This window comes from Pseudoalteromonas sp. S3178 (assembly GCF_005886985.1).
GTDB classification, from domain to species: Bacteria; Pseudomonadota; Gammaproteobacteria; order Enterobacterales; family Alteromonadaceae; genus Pseudoalteromonas; species Pseudoalteromonas carrageenovora.
In genome coordinates, this window is the sequence record NZ_PNCW01000350.1 from 1 (window position 1) to 328 (window position 328).

The 328-nt window shown below is 42.7% G+C and carries 1 pseudogene; it reads left to right on the forward strand.

Annotated features, from left to right (window positions below):
- A pseudogene (locus CWC11_RS21270) lies at positions 1 to 328 on the forward strand (phosphate ABC transporter permease); the annotation flags it as partial.

Below are 328 nucleotides of genomic sequence, written 5' to 3' on the forward strand. Positions count from 1 at the left end.
CGCTCTGATGCTGCATTGATCATTACAGATAATAAAATCTCTGTATTTGATATTCACAATGAGCACCCAGAGGTAACATGGTCAGCTTTATGGCAAGAAGTATGGTACGAAGGGTATCCTGAACCTGCTTATACCTGGCAATCGACTTCAGCGTCAGATGATTTTGAATCCAAGTTTTCATTGGTGCCTATTTCATTTGGTACCATCAAAGCAGCCATGTATGCGATGTTATTCGCAGTCCCGATTGCGCTTTCTGCGGCGATATATACGGCGTATTTTATGTCGAGTGAGCTGCGTAGAGTGGTAAAACCAACCGTTGAAATAATGG